This window comes from Sphingomonas phoenicis (assembly GCF_047238005.1).
Lineage (GTDB): Bacteria > Pseudomonadota > Alphaproteobacteria > Sphingomonadales > Sphingomonadaceae > Sphingomonas.
In genome coordinates this window covers 819,675-835,327 of the sequence record NZ_JBDFMC010000002.1, presented here as the reverse complement: position 1 = coordinate 835,327, position 15,653 = coordinate 819,675, and the positions used below count along the sequence as shown (strand labels likewise).

Genomic DNA, 15,653 nt, shown 5'->3' with positions numbered 1-15,653 from the left:
GATGACCGACTATCGTATCCAGGGCGACACGGGCGAGTGGGAGGTCGTGATCGGCCTCGAGGTCCATGCCCAGGTAACCTCCAACGCCAAGCTGTTCTCCGGCTCGGCAACCGCGTTCGGGGCGGAGCCGAATACGCAGGTCAGCCTGGTCGATGCGGCGATGCCCGGCATGCTGCCGGTGCCGAACCGCGAGTGCATCCGTCAGGCGGTGCGCACCGGCATGGCGATCGAGGCGCAGATCAACAAATGGTCGCGGTTCGATCGCAAGAATTACTTCTACGCCGATCTGCCACAGGGTTACCAGATCAGCCAGCTCTACCACCCGCTGGTCGGCGAGGGCGCGATCGAGATCGCGCTCGACGAGAAGAACCCCGATGCCGCGACCAAGCGGATCGGGGTGGAGCGCATCCATGTCGAGCAGGACGCCGGCAAGCTGATGCACGACCAGCATCCGACCCGCTCCTATGTCGACCTGAATCGCTCCGGCGTCGCGCTGATGGAGATCGTCAGCCGTCCCGACATGGCCTCGCCGGCGGAGGCGGGTGCCTATCTGCGCAAGCTGCGCGCGATCCTGCGCTATGTCGGCTCGTGCGATGGCAACATGGAAGAGGGATCGATGCGCGCCGACGTCAACGTCAGCGTGCGCAAGCCCGGCGAGCCGCTCGGCACCCGTACCGAGACGAAGAACGTCAACTCGGTCCGCTTCGTCATGAACGTGGTCGAGCAGGAGGCGCGGCGTCAGGTCGAGCTGCTGGAATCCGGCGGACGCATTGCCCAGGAAACGCGCCTCTACGACCCCGATCGCAACGAGACGCGGTCGATGCGATCGAAGGAGGATGCGCACGATTATCGCTACTTCCCCGATCCCGATCTGTTGCCGCTCGAACTGGACGACGAGTTCCTGGCCGATTGCCGCGCCTCGCTGCCCGAACTGCCCGATGCCAAACGCCGGCGGTATGAAGGGGCGGGGGTTTCGCCCTATCAGGCCGGTGTGCTGACGGCGGAGGTCGAGACGGCCCGCTGGTTCGATACGCTGCTGGAGGCCGGTGCCCCGGCCGCACAGGCGGCCAACTGGGTATCGTCGGAACTGTTCGGCGCGCTCAACCGGCTCGGCCGGAGCATCGAGGAGTCACCCGTCAGCCCCGCGCATGCCGCGGAATTGCTCGCACTCGTCGCCGACGGTACGCTGTCGGGCAGCCTCGCCAAGCAGGTGTTCGAGGTGATGCTGGAGACGGGCGAGGCGCCGGCGAAGATCGTCGACGACCGCGGGCTGAAGCAGACCAGCGATACGGGCGCGATCGATGCCGTCATCGCCGACGTCATCGCCCGCAACCCCAACCAGCTCGCCCAGTACCGCGGCGGCAAGGAGGCGCTGTTCGGCTTCTTCGTCGGTCAGACGATGAAGGCGATGGGCGGCAAGGCGAACCCGGGCGTAGTGAACGACCGGCTGAAGGCGATGCTGGCCGGCTGACGCGGCAGGAAGGCGGAGGGGCGTTCGATGAAGCTGATGATGGTGGCGGCGCTGATGCTCGCGGGGCCGTCGATCGCGCAGGTGCCGGGATCGGCTCCCGTCCCGGTGCCGACGCCCGCACCGACCGCCTCCGACCTGCCGCGGGTGGCGATCGTCACCGACAAGGGCCGCTTCGTGGTCGAGGCGGATACCAAGCATGCGCCGGTCAGCGCCGGCAACTTCCTGCGTTATGTCGACCAGAAGCGGCTCGACGGCACCGACTTCTACCGCGTCGTGAAGGTCGCCGACCATTTCGGCTTCGTGCAGTTCGGATCGAACGGCGATCCGAAACGCTCGCTGCCGCCGATCCGGCATGAGCCGACAAGCGCCACGGGTCTGAAACACCTCGATGGAACGCTGTCGACGGCGCGGCTGGCGCCGGGCACGGCACGCGGCGAATTCACCGTGTCGGTCGGCGATCAGCCGTCGTTCGATGCGGATCCGACAAAGCCCGGCGACAATCAGGGATACGCCGCGTTCGGGCGCATCGTCGAGGGGATGGAGGTGGTCATGGCTATCTTCGACGCGCCGGTCTCGCCCAATGCCACGGTGCGCGGGGCATTCAGGGGAGAGGTACCGGTGGCGCGGGTCCGGATCGTCAGCGCGCGGCGGCTCACCCCCGCGCGCTGAACGGGATCACTGCTGCGTCAGGTCCTGGTTCTTCACCTCGCCACCGGTGCCGGAATTGCCGTCGAATTGACCGGTTTTCGTGAACGTCTCCGGCTCGGTGCCGCCTTCGCCGCGCTCCACGGCATCGGATCGCGCCTGCACCGCCTGTTCGATGTCGCTCCGCGCATCGTCGTCGCGGCGCTCGGGCGGAGTATTCGGATCAGTGCCGGCATGGTTCTCCGGCAGCGTGTCGGCATTGCGATCGATCTCGTCCGCCATGCCTCAGATCTCCGCCGGCTGGCTGGTGCCGGGATCGCCGATCGGCGTTCCGGGAGAGGGCTGGTCGATATCGGGCGCGGGCGGCGTTATCTCGGGTGGCGGGGCGGTCGGCTGCACCGGCTGGCTGTCGGGGATCGGGCTTTCGGGGGGAGGCTGGGTCGCCATGATGGTCTCTCCTTCGCGTGGTCAACGTCCCGGGTCGCACGCTGGTTGCCTCTCTGCTTGCTAGTGCGGGCCTGGCTGGTATAGACGCGCGCCCAACGGCGGGTCCAAGTTGCGGGCGTGGCGGAACTGGTAGACGCAGCAGGTTTAGGTCCTGCCATCGCAAGATGTGGGGGTTCGAGTCCCTTCGCCCGCACCAGTCCCGCCCTGCGCAAGGCGGGGTGCCGACAAGAAATTTCTCCAGATCGAAGGCCAGCAATGCAGACTGTCGAGACGCTGAACGAGGGGCTGAAGCGCGCCTACACGCTCACCATCACCGCCAAGGATATCGATGCCAAGGTCGATGCCGAGGTGAAGCGCGTCGCCCCGCAGGTGCGCATGCCCGGTTTCCGCCCCGGCAAGGTGCCCGCCAATCTGGTGCGCAAGATGCACGGCGAATCGCTGGCGCAGGACGCGCTGAACAGCGCCATCCAGCAGGGTATCCAGGACCTCGTCACCGACAAGAAGCTGCGCCCCGCGATGCAGCCTTCGGTCGAGCTGGCCGACGGTTATGAGCGCGGCAAGGATGCCGAGGTGAAGGTCGCACTGGAAGTGCTGCCCGACGTGCCCGCCCCCGCGATCGACGGGCTGAAGCTGGAGCGGCTGACCGTCCCGGTCGCCGATGCCGCGATCGACGAGCAGATCGGCAAGTTCGCTGAAGGCCAGAAGAGCTGGGACGATGCCGGCGACAAGGCGGCCGGGCAGGGCGACCTCGTCACCGTCGATTTCGTCGGCAAGACCGCGGACGGCGTCGCGTTCGAGGGTGGTACCGGCACCGACATGGGTGTCGAGATCGGCTCGGGCCGCCTGATCCCTGGCTTCGAGGACCAGCTGGTCGGCGTGAAGGCCGGCGAGGAGAAGCAGATCGCCGTCACCTTCCCGGCGGAGTATCAGGCCAAGGAACTGGCCGGCCAGCCCGCCACCTTCGATCTGGTCGTCAAGTCGGTGAAGACCGCCGGCGAGACCAAGATCGATGACGACATGGCCAAGAATCTCGGTCTCGAAAGCCTCGAGCAGCTGCGCGGTCTGATCAAGGGTCAGATCGAGCAGGAGCATAACGGCCTGACCCGCACCCATATGAAGCGCAAGTTGCTCGATCAGCTGGCCTCCGATCACGACTTCCCGGTGCCGCCGTCGATGGTCGAGGCCGAGTTCGGCCAGATCTGGGCCCAGCTGGAGCACGAGACCACGCACGAGGCCGATCCCGCCAAGGCGCGCGAGGAGATGGAATCGGAGCGTGACGATTACCGCAAGATCGCCGAGCGTCGCGTGCGCCTGGGCCTGCTGCTGTCGGAGATCGGGCAGGCCAACGGCGTCGAGGTGACCGCGCAGGAAATGAACCGCCTGATCGCGCAGGCCGCGCAGCAGTACGGCCCCGAGGATCGCCAGCGTTTCATCCAGTACGTCCAGCAGGAGCCGATGGCTGCCGCCCAGCTGCGCGCGCCGCTGTACGAGGACAAGGTCGTCGACTTCCTGTTCGACAAGGCCGAGATCACCGACCGCGAGACCACGCGCGAGGAGCTGGAGGCCGCGATCGAGAGCGAGGACGGCTTCGCCACCGGCACCCACGTCCACAATCACGACCATGACCACGATCATGACCATCACCATCACGGGCACGATCACGATCACGACCATGATCATGATCACGGTAGCGCAGAGCCGGTAGAGGCGGCGCCTGCCAAGAAGGCGACCAGGAAGAAGCCGGTGGCCAAGGACGACAATGCCGGCGCCGAAGCCGAGCCCGAAGCCGCGCCGAAAAAGGCTCGTGCCAAGAAGGGTGCACCGGTCGAGGCCGAGACCCAGGTCCTCGAATCCTCGCCGGAAGCGGCCGAGGAGTCCAAAGGCGCGCAAGCCGCGGACGCAGCACCGGCGAAGAAGCCCCGGGCGAAGAAGCCGAAGGCGTCCGCCGAGGGTTGAGCGTGTCCGCGCTGCGGCGGTGAAGTGGCCGGGGACGAGCATCCGCTCTCCCCGGCCTTTTGCCGCCTGCGCGCGCCGGGGCTGGCCAGCGGCCCGCGCATGCCCCATCACTGCCGCACGCCGGGGATGACGAATGACGGGAAACGAATCGCGCATCGCGGTGCTGCTGCCATGCTATAACGAAGAGGCGGCGATCGCCCAGACGGTGGCCGGGTTCCGCGCGGCGCTGCCCGGCGCGACGGTCTACGTCTATGACAACAACAGCCGCGACCGGACGGTGGAAGTCGCTGAAGCGGCCGGTGCGATCGTTCGCCACGAACGGATCCAGGGCAAGGGCAACGTCGTCCGTCGCATGTTCGCCGATGTCGATGCCGACGTCTATGTCATGGCCGATGGCGACGCCACCTATGACGCGGCGTCCGCCCGCCGCCTGGTCGACCATCTGCTCGCCGAGCAGCTCGACATGATCGTCGGCAGCCGCGTGACCCAGGTCGATCTGGCCTATCGTCGCGGCCACCGGTTCGGCAACGCGCTGCTGACGGGCATGCTGGGGCGCCTGTTCGGGCGCAGCTTTACCGACATCCTGTCCGGTTACCGCGTCTTCTCGCGCCGTTTCGTCAAGAGCTTCCCGTCGCTATCTGCAGGGTTCGAGATCGAGACCGAGATCAGCGTCCACGCACTGGAGCTGAAGATGCCCTGTGCGGAGATCGAGACGCCCTATCATGCCCGGCCTGAAGGGTCGGCGTCGAAGCTCAACACCTACGCCGATGGCTGGCGCATCCTGAACACGATCATGACGCTCTACCGGTTCGAGCGGCCCCTGTGGTTCTTCGGCGCCGTCGCGCTGGCGCTCGCGCTTGCGGCGATCGCGCTCGGCATTCCGCTGGTCGTCACCTATGTCGAGACCGGGCTGGTCCCGCGGATGCCCACCGCCATCCTCGTCACGGGGCTGATGATCGTCGCTGCGCTCTGTTTCTTTGCGGGGCTGATCCTCGACACGGTGGTGCGCGGCCGGCGCGAGGTAAGGCGGCTCGCCTATCTGGCGCAGCCGGCGCCATCGGGCAGGGCTTGAACTCCCCCGCAGGCCGCGCGACATAGGCGGCTCTTTCGGGCTTCAGAGAGTTCCCCATGCACAATCCATTCGAGACCGGTGATTTCGCGAGCCCGCTGGCGGGTGCCGGTGTCGGCCTGCATCAGACCCAGGCCGGTCTCGTCCCCATCGTCATCGAACAGTCCAATCGCGGCGAGCGTTCGTTCGACATCTTCTCGCGCCTGCTGCGCGAGCGGATCGTGTTCGTCACCGGCGGGGTCGAGGACGGCATGGCCAGCCTCATCACCGCCCAGTTGCTCTTCCTCGAGTCCGAGAACCCGAAGAAGGACATCTTCATGTACATCAACTCGCCGGGCGGCGTCGTCACGGCGGGCATGGCGATCCACGATACCATGCAGTACATCCGCCCGCGCGTCGGCACCGTGTGCATCGGTCAGGCCGCGTCGATGGGCAGCTTCCTGCTCGCCTCGGGCGAGCCCGGGATGCGCGTCGCGCTCACCAACGCCCGGATCATGATCCACCAGCCGTCGGGCGGCGCGCAGGGCATGGCGTCCGACATCGAGATCCAGGCGAAGGAAATCCTGCGTATCCGCGCGCGGATGAACGAGTTGTACGCCAGGTACACCGGTCAGCCGATCGAGGAGATCGAACGCCGCATGGACCGCGACACCTTCCTCTCGTCGGACGAGGCCAAGAATTTCGGCCTGATCGACGAGGTGTTCGACAAGCGCCCGGTGCCCAGCGACGACACGACCGCCTGAGCGACCGCGTCGGGATGACCGCAAGACGAGGGCGGGGCAGCGTCTGGCGCTGCTCCGCCCCAGTCGCGTAAGGAGCACCGCCATGCAGGTGATCGCTCCGCATCAAACGGCCGCCACGCCACCACGCATTCTCCTCCCCGCGGATCTCGCGATCGTCGTGCCCAGCTTCAACGAGGTGGGGAACGTCGCGCTGCTGGTCGACGCGGTGGCCGCGACACTGGCCGGGGAGCGATGGGAGATCGTCTTCGTCGACGACGATTCGCCCGATGGTACCGCAGCCGCGGTGAGGGCGCTTGCCCGGCGCGACCCGCGCGTCCGCATCGTCCACCGCTTCCGCCGCCGCGGCCTGTCGTCGGCCTGCGTCGAAGGGATCATGGCCAGCGCGGCGCCCTATGTGGCGGTGATCGACGCCGACCTCCAGCACGACGAACGCCTGCTGCCCGTCATGCTGCGCATGCTGCGCGCCGACCAGGCCGATCTCGTCGTCGGCAGCCGCTATGCCGAGGGTGCCAGCATGGGCGAATGGAGCCGCGGCCGGATCGCCGCCAGCCGTCTCGCCACCCGCCTGGCGACCAGCCTGACGCGCACCCCGATCGGCGATCCGATGAGCGGCTTCTTCATGCTGACCCGCGCCGCATTCGAACGCTCGCTGCCGCGGCTGTCGTCGGTCGGGTTCAAGATCCTGCTCGACATCGCCGCCAGCGCGCCGGCCGCCTTGCGGATCGCGGAGGTGCCCTACACCTTCCGCACCCGGCAGCACGGCGAGAGCAAGCTCGATACGCTGGTCCTGTGGGAATATGCGCAGCTGATCCTCGACAAGGCGTTCGGCCGGATCGTGCCGGTGCGCTTCATCGCCTTCGCGCTGGTCGGCGGCGTCGGCCTGCTCGTTCACTTCATCGTCCTGTCGATGTGCTATCTCGCGCTCGGGTTCGGCTTCGTTCCGGCCCAGTCGATCGCGACGCTGGTGGCGATCACCAACAATTTCGTCCTCAACAACCTGCTGACGTACCGCGACCAGCGGCTGCGAGGCCTAGCGCTGCTGCGCGGATGGCTGACGTTCAACATCGTCTGCGGGGTCGGCGCGGCGGCGAACGTCGGCATCGCGGACTGGCTGTTCGAACGACAGACCTTCTGGGTGTTCTCCGCTATCGCCGGCGTGCTGGTCGGTGTCGTCTGGAACTACGCCATGTCGTCGCTCTTCACCTGGCGCCGGCGCTGATCGCCTGCGGGGGCGGCCCTCGGGAAGAGCCGGACGGGGCGGCACCCGTGCGTAACGGCTTGTAGAGCGCGTTGGCTAAGGCCATATCTGTCGTCCGGCGCGGTCCGTTCACGGTCGTGCATGCGTTGAGAGCTGCCGTGCGGCACGGCGGCAATGAGGGTTATCTGAATGACGAAGCTGAGCGGTGGCGACTCCAAGAGCACCCTCTACTGCTCGTTCTGCGGCAAGTCGCAGCACGAGGTGCGCAAGCTGATCGCCGGACCGACGGTCTTCATCTGCGACGAGTGCGTGGAGCTGTGCAACGACATCATCCGCGAGGAGACGAAGTCGGCGCTGGTGTCCAAGAAGGACGGCGGCGTGCCGACTCCGCAGGAGATCTGCAACGTCCTTGACGATTACGTCATCGGGCAGAAGCAGGCCAAGCGCGTGCTGTCGGTGGCCGTCCACAATCACTACAAGCGGCTGAACCACGGCGCCAAGGGTGCCGATGTCGAGCTCGCCAAGTCGAACATCCTGCTGGTCGGCCCGACCGGTTGCGGCAAGACGCTGCTGGCGCAGACGCTGGCGCGTATCCTCGACGTGCCGTTCACGATGGCCGACGCGACCACGCTGACCGAGGCAGGCTATGTCGGTGAGGACGTCGAGAACATCATCCTGAAGCTGCTTCAGGCCTCCGACTACAATGTCGAGCGGGCGCAGCGCGGCATCGTCTATATCGACGAGATCGACAAGATCAGCCGCAAGGCCGAAAATCCCTCGATCACCCGCGACGTGTCGGGCGAAGGCGTGCAGCAGGCGCTCCTCAAGCTGATGGAAGGCACCACCGCCTCGGTGCCGCCGCAGGGTGGGCGCAAGCATCCGCAGCAGGAATTCCTCCAGGTCGACACGACCAACATCCTGTTCATCTGCGGCGGTGCGTTCAGCGGGCTCGAGAAGATCATCGGCGATCGCCTGCAGGGCAAGTCGATCGGCTTCGGCGCCTATGTCGCCAGCCCCGAGGAGCGCCGCACCGGCGAGGTGCTGCGCTCGACCGAGCCCGAGGATCTGCTGAAGTTCGGCCTGATCCCCGAGTTCGTCGGCCGCCTGCCGGTGATCGCCACGCTCGAGGATCTCGACATCCCCGCGCTGGTCAAGATCCTGTCCGAGCCGAAGAACGCGCTGGTCAAGCAGTACCAGAAGCTGTTCGACATGGAGCAGGTGGAACTGGACTTCACCGACGACGCGCTGGTCACGATCGCCAAGAAGGCGATCGAACGCAAGACCGGCGCCCGCGGCCTGCGCTCCATTCTTGAGGCGATCCTGCTCGACACCATGTTCGACCTGCCCGGTATGGACGGCGTCGACGAGGTGATGATCGACAAGGACGTGGTCGAGGGCCGCAAGGAACCGATCCGCGTCTATGCGGAGAAGAAGAAGCAGGCCGGGGATGCCGCGTAGGGGTGCGGCTGATCTTCCGCTGGTGGTGACCTACGAAGATCGCAAGTCCGCCATTCCCGGGATTGAATTGCTTGCTAGATCGCTGGCGTATCATGCGCCGAAGATGCGGATGCGGGTGTACACGCCACTGGAAGAGGTGTCGGATCTTGCAGCCGAACTGGACAACCTTGAAGTTAGTTTGACCGCCGAACTCGTCGGCCGCGGTTGGGATGTAAAGCCTACCGTCATGCTGTGGGGATTGGCCGACAGCGCATCGGTCCTGTGGTTTGATACGGATGTCGTCGTTGCGGGCGATCTGACTGGTGCGTTGGAGGGCCTTGCTCCCGACTCGATCGTGGTGGGCCAAGAGTTTCGGGGTATTAAAGCGGAGGGAGGCCGGTTGCGCGCGGAGGGCTGGGGCTTTGAAGTAGGCAATCTTGTCCCTCATCACGTGAATTCGGGATCGGTGCGTGTCACCTCAACGCATCGTGCCCTGTTGCAAGCATGGAGAGCGGCACTCGAGACCCAGGCGTATCGGACGGCTCAAACGCAGCCTCTCGATCAACGGGCTATCCACCTTTTGGGAGATCAGGACGTCCTTTGGGCGTTGATCGCCTCAAAGCAATATTCACATCTGCAGGTACAGTATTTCCGAGCTGGCAAGGAAATGATCGTTCATTGTGGCGCTAATGGCTATCATGCGCTCGAGCGTCTGGGGCACGTGTTCGGAGCCGGTCGGGTGGCGTTCATTCATATGCTCGGCGGCTACAAGCCCTGGTCGTTCGATGAGGTGCCGGATCGTCAAACAGAGCGTCAGAAATATCTGCAGATGATCTTCTTCGAGCTTTCCTTGTTCCACGCGGTCAGCGTTCGCTATGCGGCGGCCATGGGTAACCCGCGATGGTTGACGCGCCGAACCCGCATGGCGCGTGTTTTCAACATGCTGGCATTTGGCAACGTTGCACTTCGGGGCCTTCCACTGGCATTGATGGCATGGGCTCGGGAGCGCTGAGAAGCTCACCTCGTAAGCGTGCCGAAGCGACGGCAGAACAAGTCAGCTTTTAGATGGGCACGGCGATAATCGTCTGCAACAAGCACGACCGGGGGGCAATGATGAAGATCGATGTTGCGCTAGCGACTTTCAACGGCGCCGCATATCTCGATGCCTTCCTCGACTCCCTTGATCGTCAGGACTATGCGGATGTGTCGTTAGTCGTGGCGGACGACGGCTCGACGGATAGGACGATCGAATTGCTTCGCCGGCGATCAGGGCCTTCGGCGAAAATATTCCCCAACGAAGGTGACAAGGGCGTCATCGGCAACTTCAATACCGCGCTGACCCTGACGGCGGCAGACCACGTTGCTCTTGCGGATCAAGACGATGTTTGGCTTCCAGGCAAGTTGTCCCGATTGTCCTCGCTGCTGTCCGCCCTGGAAGGCCAAAAACTCGGACCGGCGCTGGTCTTTTCGGATCTGAATGTGGTCGATCGGGACCTGGAGATCATTCACAGGAGTTTCTTCGCTTCTGGTCACAAGAGTATCAATGCCTGCCATCTACAGGATTTCATCGTCAGCAATCATATTCCTGGCTGCTCGATGATGGTAAATCGCAGCCTGCTGGACCTTGCCTTGCCGATCCCCTCAGCCGTGATGATGCATGACTGGTGGCTGGCGCTTGTGGCGGTGACGTTCGGGATCGTCGGCCGGATCGAGGAGCCACTGGTTCTCTACCGCCAGCATGGTGGCAATACCTTGGGTGCGCAGGCCGGAACTGGGAGTGTGGCGAAATGGATCGAGCGTCTGCGGGCGCCTCGCGACCGGATCATTGACTATCGACGTCAATCGCAGGCGGCGCGGCGCACCTTGGTAGCGTTTCGTGACCGGTACGACGAGATCATGCCGGATGAAGCTCAACACATTTTTACAGCGATTCTGGATGGAGGGCCGATTGCGAAGCTGCGTACGCTTGCCGGCGCGCATACTGGCGAGAACCGGCTTCGTGGCCTGATTCAAGGCGCTTTGATCTGACTTACGCCGGGTTCAATATAGGCAGTCCATGCCGGCGCTGCGTACGCCTTGCGAATAATGCGCATAGCGGCCGCGGATAAATTCCGACGCAATGCTGGGCAACCGTGCGACTCGCGGGAGCCGACGCATATTCGCCCGTGCTCGCCAGTGCGCAATCTTGCCCGCGACCCGTCGGCCAAAATGCGGATCCTCCGTCGGCAGGTCGTCCAGCCTCGACAATAACGCCTGATATCGCTTTGCCGTGGCAAGGAAGTGCTCCATCGATCCGGAACGTTGGCGAGCATGTTCGCGCCGCGTCGCCGGAGTCGAAGAAGCGCCGTAAACCTGACTCTCGTGCTGACGATAAAGGTTGAGAGGCTGACGGACGAGGGCCACGCGCGATTGCGCCGCCACCATCGTCGCGATCCACGCATCGTGTGTCCAGCCTTCGGGTAGCGGGAAGATGGCTGGTGTGTAACGCGCAGCATACGCCATGGTCGCCCCGGCAGCCATCTGCGCGGGATCGCGGAGCAGCAGCGATGCACCCCGGCCGCTTTCCATCCGGTGCTGGAGCGCCTCCGTGAAGCCCTGCTTCTGCCAATAGCGCACGTCGCGCCGCGAGAGATCTTCGTTGACAAGATCGGCATCGCAGAAGACCAGCCCCACTCGCGGATCGCTCACGAAGCGCTCGACCATGGCGGCGATCTTCGTCGGCAGCCAGACATCGTCCTGGTCGGAGAAGAAGACGATATCACCCGAGCACAGCGACGCCGCCTTCTCGAAATTGTGTGCAAAGCCCAAATTCTCACTGTTGCGGTACAGATCGACGGCAAACGGCGAGGTGCGGGCGAACGCTTCGATCACGGCTGCAGTGTCGTCTGTCGACCGATCGTCGCAGACGACCAATTGGTCTGGACACCGGGTCTGCGCCGCGAAGCTGTCCAGCTGTTCCCGCAAATGTCGCGCGCCGTTATAGGTGCACATTGCGATTGATACGCGCGGAACCATGACCTACCCCTTGCCGGATCGCTGGTCTGCTAGCAGTCGGGTTCGGCGGGAGCAACAATTCGACGGACGGCAGGCGTACCGCGCTGGCCCGTGCCGACGATGGACGGGATGAGGCAATGACGGCAGGACGATCGGTAACCCTGCTCATGACGGCAACGATCGCGCCGGCCGGGGGAATGAAGACCGTGCTGGCGGATGTCCAAGCCCGCCGTGACGAGTATGCGCGAGCCCTGCGCTTCTACCGCGCAATGATTGGTCGAGGCATCGATCGCATCGTCCTCGTCGACAATTCGGCGAGCGACATGGCAGTCTTCGAGGAGATTGCAGCGGGTTATCCGATCGAACTGCTTGCATATGAGGGCATTCGCTATCCTCCCGAATATGGCTATGGCTATGGTGAGTTGGCGCTGATCCAGCATGCCATGGATCATGTGCCTGGGCTACGCGATGGCATGGTCGTGAAGGTCACTGGCCGCTACTTGGTCTCGAATCTGACAGCGGTGATCGCCGCCGGGCGCGGGGTCGATTTCGCTGGCGACATCTGGAATCGTCGACGGCCATGGCTGGACATGCGGGTGTTCATGTGGACGTCGGCGGGCTTCGAGGCGATCCTCCGTGATCGCTACTTGCTGCTGCGCGATGATGTGAACCGATTGCCGCCGGAGATGATCTTGTCCGCGCAAGTCCTGCAATCGGTCGGAGTTCCGGTCCGAACCTACTTTGCCGTGGATCCCAAAGTGTCGGGTCGACGCGGCATGGACGGTAAGGATTGGGGTCGAGGCAGCCTGGCGTTGAAACGGGTGGCGCGAGCGGTTGCGCGGCCCTTGATGCTGGCGGTTCGCTCCTATGCGGGTGCCGCTCGCGACAGGCAGGTGCCGCATCGCGGCTGAGTGCGATGTGGCACGATCCGCGAACCCGATTGATGGTTCCCCAACACTCCCCATATACATCGCCGTAACGGGCCGCCGCGTGGAGGGGGCCGACGGAGTGTGCATGAACCAGACCTATCCCGTGTTGCCGCTGCGCGACATCGTCGTGTTCCCCCAGATGATCGTTCCGCTGTTTGTCGGCCGCGACAAGTCCGTTGCCGCGCTGGAGGCGGCGATGGCCGCCGACAAGGAGATCTTCCTCGTCGCCCAGCTCGACAAGGACGAGGACGATCCTGCGCGCGCCGACCTGTACGAGATCGGCGTCACCGCCACCGTGCTCCAGCTGCTGAAGCTGCCCGACGGCACCGTCCGCGTCCTGGTCGAGGGCAAGGAGCGCGGTCGCCTGGGCGAGCTGCAGCCCGCCGACGGCTATCTCGCCAGCTCGGTCGAGCCGGTCGAGGATCTGCCCGCCGAGGGAACCGAGGTCGAGGCGCTGATGCGCTCGGTCGTCGGCCAGTTCGAGAATTACGCCAAGCTCAACAAGAAACTGCCGCCCGAGACCGTCTCGCAGGTCGGGGAGATCGACAGCGCCTCGCGCCTCGCCGATTCGGTCGCCGCCAACATCGCGGTGAAGGTCGCCGACAAGCAGGCGCTGCTCGTCGAGCTCGATCCGGCCAAGCGGCTGGAGATGGCGTTCGCCCTGATGGAGGGCGAGCTGGGCGTCCTTCAGGTCGAGAAGAAGATCAAGAGCCGCGTGAAGCGCCAGATGGAGAAGTCGCAGCGCGAATATTACCTTAACGAGCAGCTGAAGGCGATCCAGCGCGAGCTGGGGAATGGCGACGAGGAAGGCGATGGCGACGAGATCGCCGAGCTGACGCAGAAGATCGCCACGCTGAAGCTGTCCAAGGAGGCCCGGATCAAGGCGACCGCCGAGCTGAAGAAGCTGAAGACGATGGCGCCGATGAGCGCCGAGGCGACCGTGGTGCGCAACTATCTCGACGTGCTGCTTGGCCTGCCATGGGGCAAGAAGTCGAAGATAAAGAAGGATATCGCCGCCGCTCAGGCCACGCTGGACGAGGATCACTACGCGCTGGAGAAGGTGAAGGACCGGATCGTCGAATATCTCGGCGTCCAGGCCCGCACCAACAAGCTGAAGGGGCCGATCCTGTGCCTCGTCGGCCCGCCGGGCGTCGGCAAGACCTCGCTCGGCCAGTCGATCGCCAAGGCGACCGGGCGCGAGTTCATCCGCCAGTCGCTGGGCGGCGTCCGCGACGAGGCCGAGATCCGCGGCCATCGCCGCACCTATATCGGCTCGCTGCCGGGCAAGATCGTCACCAACCTGAAAAAGGCCGGCACGTCGAACCCGCTGTTCCTGCTCGACGAGATCGACAAGCTGGGCCAGGATTTCCGCGGCGATCCGGCGTCGGCGCTGCTCGAGGTGCTCGATCCGGAACAGAACGCCAAGTTCAACGATCATTATCTCGAGATCGACATCGATCTGTCCGACGTGATGTTCGTCTGCACCGCCAACACGCTGAACCTGCCCCAGCCGCTGCTCGACCGGATGGAGATCATCCGGCTGGAGGGCTATACCGAGGACGAGAAGGTCGAGATCGCCGAGGGCCATCTGATCGCCAAGCAGATCGAGGCGCACGGCCTGAAAGCCGGCGAGTTCGAGCTGACCCGCGACGGCCTGCGTACGCTGATCCAGCAGTACACGCGCGAGGCGGGTGTGCGGACGCTGGAACGCGAGATCGCCAAGCTGTGCCGCAAGGCGCTGCGCCGCATTCTCGAGGGCAAGGCGGAGAGCGTCGTCGTCACCCCGGCGAACCTCTACGAGTTCGCGGGCACGCAGAAATACCGTCACGGTCTCTCTGAAACCGAGCACCAGATCGGCGCCGTCACCGGCCTCGCCTGGACCGAGGTTGGCGGTGAACTGCTGACGATCGAGTCGGTCACCGTCGGCGGCAAGGGTGCGGTGAAGACCACCGGCAAGCTGGGCGACGTGATGAAGGAGTCGGTCGAGGCCGCCTGGAGCTTCGTGAAGGCGCGCGCGCCCAGCTATGGCATCAAGCCCAGCGTGTTCCATCGCAAGGACGTCCATGTCCACCTGCCCGAGGGCGCGGTGCCGAAGGACGGGCCGTCGGCGGGCATCGGCCTCGTCACCTCGCTCGTCTCCACCCTGACCGGCGTGCCGGTCCGGCGGGAGGTGGCGATGACCGGAGAGGTGACGCTGCGCGGCCGCGTGCTGCCGATCGGCGGGCTGAAGGAGAAACTGCTCGCGGCGCTGCGCGGCGGCATCACCACGGTGCTGATCCCGCAGGAGAACGAGAAGGATCTGGCCGACATCCCGGCGAACGTGAAGGAGGGGCTGACGATCGTGCCCGTCGCCCATGTCGACGAGGTCCTGCGCCTGGCGCTGACCCAGCCGCTGGAGGCGATCGACTGGACCGATGCCGACGAACTGGCCGCGCTGCCCCCGCCGGGCGTCGCGCCGGCGGGCGGCGAACTGCACCACTGATCGGCCGGGCAGGGCGACGGCGCGCGACAGGCGCACCGTCGCCCTGCCACCCGAAAACGCCGCATCCGGCCAAATGGCTGGTATACCCTCTCGGCTCACGCCCTCTCCCGTCATCCCGGACTTGATCCGGGATCCCGCTTCGCCCCGCACGGTAATTGGTGGCCTCGGTATCCAGCCCGCCCCGTTGTCCCGGCCCGCCAACGCTCCGTCGCCGTGCTCGCCTCCCGCAATCAATTGCCGACCATGTGCCGGTTGACTTGGCCCAAACTGCGGCTCTTAGTG

14 protein-coding genes and 1 tRNA gene are annotated in these 15,653 nt (G+C 65.1%); 12 read left to right on the top strand and 3 right to left on the bottom strand.

Going from position 1 to position 15,653, the window contains the following annotated elements:
* Position 1 precedes the first annotated feature (1 nt).
* On the top strand, positions 2 to 1,471 hold the full coding sequence (gene gatB / locus ABC319_RS05110) for an Asp-tRNA(Asn)/Glu-tRNA(Gln) amidotransferase subunit GatB (protein ID WP_413069187.1): 1,470 nt from the start codon (positions 2 to 4) through the stop codon (positions 1,469 to 1,471).
* A gap of 27 nt (positions 1,472 to 1,498) precedes the next feature.
* The gene (locus tag ABC319_RS05105; RefSeq protein WP_413069186.1) at positions 1,499 to 2,140 is read left to right on the top strand and encodes a peptidylprolyl isomerase; all 642 of its coding nucleotides are present in this window, start codon (positions 1,499 to 1,501) and stop codon (positions 2,138 to 2,140) included.
* 6 nt (positions 2,141 to 2,146) lie between these two features.
* On the opposite strand, the gene ABC319_RS05100 is transcribed toward ABC319_RS05105, so the two are convergent.
* Together ABC319_RS05100 and ABC319_RS05095 are read right to left on the bottom strand one after the other, a co-directional pair.
* Positions 2,147 to 2,398 (bottom strand): hypothetical protein, encoded by a 252-nt coding sequence (locus ABC319_RS05100; RefSeq protein ID WP_413069185.1) that lies wholly within the window; start codon positions 2,396 to 2,398, stop codon positions 2,147 to 2,149.
* Between the two features lie 3 nt (positions 2,399 to 2,401).
* Positions 2,402 to 2,563 (bottom strand): hypothetical protein, encoded by a 162-nt coding sequence (locus ABC319_RS05095; protein ID WP_413069184.1) that lies wholly within the window; start codon positions 2,561 to 2,563, stop codon positions 2,402 to 2,404.
* Between the two features lie 111 nt (positions 2,564 to 2,674).
* On the opposite strand from ABC319_RS05095, the gene ABC319_RS05090 reads away from it, so the two are divergent.
* From ABC319_RS05090 to ABC319_RS05055, 8 genes are all read left to right on the top strand, one after another.
* Positions 2,675 to 2,759: transfer RNA gene (locus ABC319_RS05090), tRNA-Leu, on the top strand.
* Between the two features lie 59 nt (positions 2,760 to 2,818).
* Positions 2,819 to 4,519, top strand: coding sequence for a trigger factor (tig, locus tag ABC319_RS05085; RefSeq protein ID WP_413069183.1), 1,701 nt, complete (start codon positions 2,819 to 2,821; stop codon positions 4,517 to 4,519).
* A 133-nt stretch (positions 4,520 to 4,652) separates the two neighbouring features.
* On the top strand, positions 4,653 to 5,591 hold the full coding sequence (locus ABC319_RS05080; RefSeq protein WP_413069182.1) for a glycosyltransferase family 2 protein: 939 nt from the start codon (positions 4,653 to 4,655) through the stop codon (positions 5,589 to 5,591).
* Between the two features lie 56 nt (positions 5,592 to 5,647).
* Positions 5,648 to 6,331, top strand: coding sequence for an ATP-dependent Clp protease proteolytic subunit (locus tag ABC319_RS05075; protein WP_413069181.1), 684 nt, complete (start codon positions 5,648 to 5,650; stop codon positions 6,329 to 6,331).
* Between the two features lie 82 nt (positions 6,332 to 6,413).
* A complete protein-coding gene (locus ABC319_RS05070) occupies positions 6,414 to 7,550 on the top strand; it encodes a glycosyltransferase (protein ID WP_413069180.1) in 1,137 nt (378 codons plus the stop codon).
* 168 nt (positions 7,551 to 7,718) lie between these two features.
* Complete coding sequence (clpX, locus tag ABC319_RS05065; RefSeq protein ID WP_413069179.1) at positions 7,719 to 8,987, top strand: ATP-dependent Clp protease ATP-binding subunit ClpX; 1,269 nt, start codon at positions 7,719 to 7,721, stop codon at positions 8,985 to 8,987.
* Positions 8,977 to 9,978 (top strand): hypothetical protein, encoded by a 1,002-nt coding sequence (locus tag ABC319_RS05060; RefSeq protein ID WP_413069178.1) that lies wholly within the window; start codon positions 8,977 to 8,979, stop codon positions 9,976 to 9,978. The genes clpX and ABC319_RS05060 overlap by 11 nt, the downstream gene beginning before the upstream one ends.
* Before the next feature lie 98 nt (positions 9,979 to 10,076).
* A complete protein-coding gene (locus ABC319_RS05055; RefSeq protein ID WP_413069177.1) occupies positions 10,077 to 10,994 on the top strand; it encodes a glycosyltransferase family 2 protein in 918 nt (305 codons plus the stop codon).
* A gap of 12 nt (positions 10,995 to 11,006) precedes the next feature.
* Here the strand turns inward: ABC319_RS05055 and ABC319_RS05050 are convergent, their stop codons facing one another.
* Positions 11,007 to 11,981 carry a glycosyltransferase family 2 protein gene (locus ABC319_RS05050; RefSeq protein WP_413069176.1) on the bottom strand — a complete coding sequence of 325 codons (975 nt, stop codon included), beginning with the start codon at positions 11,979 to 11,981 and terminating at the stop codon, positions 11,007 to 11,009.
* Positions 11,982 to 12,097: 116 nt separating this feature from the next.
* On the opposite strand from ABC319_RS05050, the gene ABC319_RS05045 reads away from it, so the two are divergent.
* On the top strand, positions 12,098 to 12,871 hold the full coding sequence (locus ABC319_RS05045) for a hypothetical protein (protein WP_413069175.1): 774 nt from the start codon (positions 12,098 to 12,100) through the stop codon (positions 12,869 to 12,871).
* Positions 12,872 to 12,974: 103 nt separating this feature from the next.
* Entirely contained in the window at positions 12,975 to 15,371 is a 2,397-nt protein-coding gene (gene lon, locus ABC319_RS05040) for an endopeptidase La (protein ID WP_413069174.1), read from the top strand.
* The last annotated feature ends 282 nt before the right edge of the window (positions 15,372 to 15,653 follow it).